Source organism: Burkholderia sp. Ac-20392, assembly GCF_017104585.1.
Lineage (GTDB): Bacteria > Pseudomonadota > Gammaproteobacteria > Burkholderiales > Burkholderiaceae > Burkholderia > Burkholderia lata.
Genome location: NZ_JAAGPB010000498.1, coordinates 1 through 5,891 on the forward strand (window position 1 = coordinate 1; position 5,891 = coordinate 5,891).

A 5,891-nucleotide genomic window follows, 5' to 3' on the forward strand; every position below is an offset into this window, starting at 1 on the left:
CCCGACCGGCAGCACGAGCGGTGTGGGCTCGCCGTCGAACGGCAAGGCGGGCAGGCCATGCGCGCGCCGGTAGCGCGACAGCTCGGCCATCATTTCGTCGGTGGCCGGCACGAGCCGCTGCCGGCCGCCTTTGCCCGTCACGTCGAGCCACCAGCGATCGCGCCCGTCGGCGTCGCGCCGGCAGAAGAACTGGCCCATCGTCGTGTCGGCCGCTTCGGTGATGCGCAGCCCGCCGAGATACAGCAGCGTGAACAGCCAGCGCGCGCGATCGGCGTGGAAACGCGTCCGTGCATCGTCGCGCGGCATCGCGGCGATCGCGTCCTTGACCGACTGCCACAACGGTTGCCCGAGATGGCGCGTGACGCGCGGCGCGGGCCGGCGCTGCCGCTGCCGCGACAACGCGAGCGGATTGCCGGCCAGATAGCCGGCCTGCACGAGCCACGAGAACATCACGTTCAGGATCACCAGCGCCTGCCGCTGGCTGGCCGCCGACAGCGGCCCGTAGAACGGCCGCCAGCGCGGATCGTCGCGTGGATGCTTGCGCCCGCCGTTCGCGCACCACAGCTCGGCCGGCGCGGGCGCGAGCAGGAACTGCCGGTAGACGATCAGATCTTCGTGCGTGAGCGACGACAGCGGCTTGCCGCACGCGATCACGGCCCACAGCAGCAGGCGTTCGGCTTCCTTGCGGTAGTTCTGGAACGTGGTCGGCGTATCGACGAAGCGGGCGAGCCACGCGCGCACCGCATCGAGGTCGTTGGTCGCGGCAATCTGCGGATGCGCGCTGTTCGCGCGGTTGGCGCCCGTGCGTCCGTCGAGCGCGGCCGGCACGGTCAGCGCATCGATCGGCAGCGGGCGCAGCGCGGTGTCGGACGGAACGGGTGAGGTCATGCGAAGCGGGGTGCGCTGCGCGGATCGTGCGCACGTGAACGGACGGACGAACGCAGCGCAATCAAGCATATCGGGAAGCGCCGATGGTACACGATCACCACACGGTAAATCCGCCGTCGATGGCGATCGCCTGACCGGTGACGAAGCGCGCGGCGGGCGAGCACAGCCACATCACCGTTTCCGCGATGTCGCGCGGCTCGCCGAGCCGCGCCATCGGCGTGGCCTGCGTCAGTCGCGCCATGTCGTCGCGGTTTTCCGGGCGGTCGGTGATCGCCGTATGGGCGATGCCGCCAGGGCACACCGCATTCACGCGGATGCCGCGGTTCGCATAGTCGATCGCCACCGATTTCGTGAGGCCGATGACACCGCTTTTGGATGCCGAATAAGCCGAGAGCCCGGGCCCGCTGACAATCCCCATGATCGACGACGTGTTGACGATCGCACCGCCGCCGAATGACAGCATGTGCCGGCATTCATGTTTCATGCACAGCCACACGCCTTTCAGGTTCACGGCGATCGTGCGATCCCATTCGTCCTCGTCGAATTCGGCGACGGGCGCGCCGCGCGGTGCGATGCCCGCGTTGTTGAAGGCTATGTCGAGACGACCGAACGTGGCGACCGTCGTGTCGATCGCATCGCGCACGTCGTCGGCGCGCGACACGTCGGTGCGCAGCACGATCGCCCTGGCGCCGGTGCGCTCGATCGCGTGCGCGACGTCTTCGGCGGCGGACACGACGGTGTCCAGCAGCGCGACCTGCGCGCCGGCTTCGGCGAAGCACAGTGCGGCCTGTCGTCCGATTCCGGTCGCCGCGCCGGTCACGACGGCGACTTTTCCTGCGAAGCTTTCCATGCCTGTCTCCCGGGACGCTGAGTGAAGAGACAGGTTAGGCGGCAAGCGCCGGGGCTTCGACGTTGAAACGGACTAGGCGGATTCGATGGCGGGGCCGTCGTGACGAAAGCCTCACCCCAGCGACAGCACGCTGTTCAGCAACGTCCTGACGAGCGTCGCCTGCCGCGTGACGCCCGTCTTCGAAAAAATCGCGCGCAGATGCGAGCGCGCGGTGTTCTTGCTGATCGCGAGCTCGTCGGCGGCTTCCTCGAGCGTCTGCCCGTTGACGAGTGCGAGCGCCAGCGCGGTTTCGGCCGGCGTGAGGTCGAACAGCTTGCGCACGATGTCGTGCGACGCCTGCGACTTGCGCTCGGCATCGCGGATGAAGATCGCGCACGCCGGCCGGCGCGGATTGTCCTCCGACCATTCGCTGAGCGGCACCGCGCGAATCAGCACGCCGAGCGGCGGCTTGCCGGACGGGCGCGGCACGGCAATGGCCTGCGCGACCGACGGCGCACCGCCCGCGCGTTCCGCGAGCACCTGCCGGATCAGCTTCTGCAGCTTGCGATCCTCCAGCGGATACGACGCTTCGAGCGCGTCGCCGCGCACGCGCAGGCCGTCGCATTCGGCGAAGATCTCGTCCGCGACGCAATTGGTCTTCATGATCGCGCCGCGCTCGTCGAGGATCGCGGTGGCGACCAGCATGCGGTCGATCGTGCTCGCGTACAGCGTGCGCTCGGATTCGACCATCCCGAACTTCGCGTGCAGCCGCACCGCGCGCTTCAGGTGCGGCAGCAGCGCATTGCAGACGGCCTTGTCGGTCGCCGAGAACGCACGGTCGCGATGCGAGCGGCACACGCGGAAACGGCACTCGATGCCGTCGGGCGTGCGCAGGTCGGCGCCCATCAGGTACCCGACGTCGAACGGCTCGAGAAACTCGCGATACATCGCGCTGTTGCGCCAGACGCCGACACCGAGCAGTTCGTCGACGGTGACGACGCGATCGCTCGGCAGGTTCACGAACGGATCGAGCGCGTAGTAGTAGGTGTTGTACGACGCGACGCCCGACAGCGGCGCATTCTGCTCGGACGCATTGATCATCAGCCCCGCATGGCCGCTGGCGGGCCAGCGCAGGATCATCGTCACGTAGTTCGCGTGCAGGTGCACGCGGATCTGCTCCAGCGCGCGGCCCCACGGCACGTCTTCGAGCGGGCCTTCGTAGATCGTCGTGAGCAATGCGTCGAACTGCTCGAGCGTCAGTTTCGATTGGGCAAGATGCGGCGGCAGGGCCGCGGGCGCCGTGGTCATTCGGGTTGTCTCCTGTTGCGGCCACCGGGTCGGCAGGGCGTGATCAGGCCCCGTCGCCCGGTGTGCACGGGCGAGCCGCCGGCGGCGATGCGCGCGGCTGAACCGGATCACGGTAACGTATCGGCTCGCGCGCGACATCCCACGAATGAACGTGGCGGATCGCGTTCTGTAAGCTATTTGTGAACTTTCCCGCCGTGGGGGCCTCTAATCGGCCCTCCAACGCTTCCTGAGGAACATCAGATGATTCGCCAATCCAGAACGCTGCTCGGCGCGGCCGTCATTGCCGGCAGCACGCTCCTCGCCGGATGCCAGACCGACGCCGTCGCGACGTCGCCGAACGCGGTGCGCCCGGCCGACAGCAAGCCGGTGACCAGGACCGTCTATGTCGCGCCGCAATCCGCGCGCTGCACGGGCGTCGCGCCGATGGAGTGCCTGCAGGTGCGCAACAGCCCGAACGAGCCGTGGAGCCTGTGGTACGCCGGTATCGAAGGCTTCGCGTACCAGCCCGGCTACCTGTACACGCTCGAAATCGACGAATACCACGTTGCGCAGCCGCCGGCCGACGGCTCGTCGATCCGCTGGGTGCTCAAGCGCGTGGTCGAGCGCCGCCAGGCGAACTGACGTCCGCGCTCACGCGGACGGGCGCGCTGCTGCACTGGCCGGCGGCGCGGCCGTATCGATCCGCCGGAACACGACGGACGACAGCAGCGTCACCACGCCCATGCACGTGAATGACAGCATGAACCCGTGGGCCATCGAGCCCCAATAGGCGGCAAACAGGTTGACGAGGCCGCCGCCGATCGACACGCCGAGCCCCATCGCCAGCATCTGCATCATCGTGAACAGGCTGTTGCCGCTGCCGGCGTCGGCATGCGACAGCCCCTTCAACGTCACGCCGTTCATCGCCGCGAACTGCATCGAGTTCGCCGCGCCGAACACGATCAGCAGCGCGCCTTCCAGTAGCGGCGCGGGCCGCGCCGACACCAGCGCGAACCCCGCGATCGCGCACCCGACGATCCCCGTATTCACGACCAGGAACGCCGCATAGCCGAACCGCTTCACGAGCGGCGCGATCCAGCGTTTCGCGATGACGCCCGCGATCGCGGCCGGCAGCATCATCAACCCCGACTGCAGCGGCGTATAGCCGAGCTGCACCTGCATCAGCAGCGGCAGCATGAACGGCACCGAACTCGTGCCGATCCGGCACAGCAGGTTGCCGAGCAGCCCCGACCCGAAATTCGGCTCGCGGAACAGCCCGAGCCGGAACAGCGGCTGCGCGCGCCGCCGTGCGTGCGGCAGGTAGGCAAGCGCGCTCGCCAGCCCGACCACGGCGAGCCCGGCTGCCCACGCGGCGCGATGCGCGGGCATCGGCGGGTCGATCGCGAGCGACAGCGCGATCATCGCGACCGACAGCAGCGCACAGCCGATGAAGTCGAACGGCGGCGGCTGTTGCGCCTGGTCGTGCGGCAGGTAACGCTGTACGGCGAGGAAGCCGACCACGCCGACCGGCACGTTGACGATGAACACCCAGTGCCACGAAATCGCCTGCGTCAGCCAGCCGCCGAGCGTCGGCCCGACGATCGGCCCAAGCTGGCCGGCGATCGACACGAACGCGATCGCCGCGACGTACTGTTCGCCCGGCACGCGGCGCAGCACGGCGAGCCGCCCGATCGGCAGCAGCATCGAGCCGCCGATGCCTTGCAGCGCGCGCGCGGCGACGAGCTGGCCGAGCGTATGCGACGCCGCGCAGCCGATCGACGCGAGCACGAACACGAGAATCGCGAGCGAGAACACGCGGCGCGTGCCGAACCGGTCGGCCAGCCAGCCCGACGCCGGCGTGAGCATCGCCATCGTCAGCGTATAGACGACCACGACGGGCTGCATCGCGAGCGGCGACGCGTGCAGGCTTTGTGCGATGGAAGGCAGGGCGGTGTTGACGATCGTCGTGTCGAGCGACTGCATGAAGAATGCAGCGGCGACGATCCAGAGCAGCGCGGAGTGTGTGGGTTCCCGGGACATGGCGAAATCGGTGGTGCGAAGGCCGGCGCGGGTGGCGCCGTTACGCCGTTACGCGATTGCGCGGCGCCTGCCGGTCTTCAAGCGCACGATGGTACCGATTCCGATGGTCATCGGGAAGCCGCCTCAAGACGTTGACTGTCATCGGTAATGCCGATGACAATGCGCCATGCTCAATCCTGTCTGGCTCAACACGTTCGCGACCGTCACGAACTGCCGCAGCTTCACCGAAGCAGGCCGGCAGCTCGGGCTCAACCAGTCGAGCGTCAGCGAACACATCCGTCGTCTCGAAGAGAGCGTCGGCCGGCGGCTGTTCGTGCGCGACACGCATTCGATCGCGATGACGGCCGACGGCGAGGCGCTGCTCGTGCATGCGAACGTGATCCTGCAGGCGCTGAACCGCGCGGAATCGCAGTTCCGCAAGCCGAGGCTGCAAGGGCTGGTGCGGCTCGGCGCACCGGACGACCTCGCGCTCGTCGCGTTGCCGGACGTGCTGGCCGGGTTCCGCGCAGCGCACCCGGACGTCGCGCTGGAGATCACCACCGGCATGACGAGCCGGCTTTATGAAGGGCTGGATGCGGGCGCGCTCGACCTGATGATCGGCAAACGGCGGCTCGGCGAGCGGCGCGGCACGCCGCGGGGGCGCGCCCCAGGATACGCGAGCGGCAGGCCGGGGTTCGCCGCACCCCCCCCCCCCCCCCCCCCCCCGCCCCCCCCCCCCCGCCCCCCCCCCCCCCCCCCCCCCCCCCCCCCCCCCCCCCCCCCCCCCCCCCCCCCCCCCCCCCCCCCCCCCCCCCCCCCCCCCCCCCCCCCCCCCCCCCCCCCCCCCCCCCCCCCCCCCCCCCCCCCC

6 protein-coding genes are annotated in these 5,891 nt (G+C 69.5%); 2 read left to right on the plus strand and 4 right to left on the minus strand.

Annotated elements, in window-relative coordinates:
* The 3 genes from G3N99_RS33065 to G3N99_RS33075 all read right to left on the minus strand — a co-directional run.
* Positions 1 to 888, minus strand: an 888-nt coding sequence (locus G3N99_RS33065) for an integrase (RefSeq protein WP_206124474.1), incomplete at its 3' end; no start/stop codon positions are given.
* Between the two features lie 94 nt (positions 889 to 982).
* A complete protein-coding gene (locus G3N99_RS33070) occupies positions 983 to 1,738 on the minus strand; it encodes a glucose 1-dehydrogenase (RefSeq protein ID WP_206124475.1) in 756 nt (251 codons plus the stop codon).
* Positions 1,739 to 1,849: 111 nt separating this feature from the next.
* Complete coding sequence (locus G3N99_RS33075; protein ID WP_174940767.1) at positions 1,850 to 3,025, minus strand: helix-turn-helix transcriptional regulator; 1,176 nt, start codon at positions 3,023 to 3,025, stop codon at positions 1,850 to 1,852.
* Positions 3,026 to 3,265: 240 nt separating this feature from the next.
* Between G3N99_RS33075 and G3N99_RS33080 the strand changes: the two genes are divergently transcribed.
* Positions 3,266 to 3,646 carry a DUF4377 domain-containing protein gene (locus G3N99_RS33080; protein WP_174940769.1) on the plus strand — a complete coding sequence of 127 codons (381 nt, stop codon included), beginning with the start codon at positions 3,266 to 3,268 and terminating at the stop codon, positions 3,644 to 3,646.
* A 9-nt stretch (positions 3,647 to 3,655) separates the two neighbouring features.
* Here G3N99_RS33080 and G3N99_RS33085 read toward each other — a convergent pair whose 3' ends face one another.
* Complete coding sequence (locus tag G3N99_RS33085) at positions 3,656 to 5,044, minus strand: DHA2 family efflux MFS transporter permease subunit (protein ID WP_206124476.1); 1,389 nt, start codon at positions 5,042 to 5,044, stop codon at positions 3,656 to 3,658.
* A 166-nt stretch (positions 5,045 to 5,210) separates the two neighbouring features.
* Here G3N99_RS33085 and G3N99_RS33090 point away from each other — a divergent pair.
* The coding region (locus G3N99_RS33090; protein ID WP_241011981.1) for a LysR family transcriptional regulator at positions 5,211 to 5,891 on the plus strand (681 nt) is incomplete at its 3' end.

Bases quoted from the DNA above. Each gene is read 5' to 3' on its own strand.
- G3N99_RS33080 (WP_174940769.1), top strand. From the start codon at position 3,266: ATGATTCGCCAATCCAGAACGCTGCTCGGCGCGGCCGTCATTGCCGGC.
- G3N99_RS33085 (WP_206124476.1), bottom strand. From the start codon at position 5,044: ATGTCCCGGGAACCCACACACTCCGCGCTGCTCTGGATCGTCGCCGCT.
- G3N99_RS33075 (WP_174940767.1), bottom strand. From the start codon at position 3,025: ATGACCACGGCGCCCGCGGCCCTGCCGCCGCATCTTGCCCAATCGAAA.
- G3N99_RS33070 (WP_206124475.1), bottom strand. From the start codon at position 1,738: ATGGAAAGCTTCGCAGGAAAAGTCGCCGTCGTGACCGGCGCGGCGACC.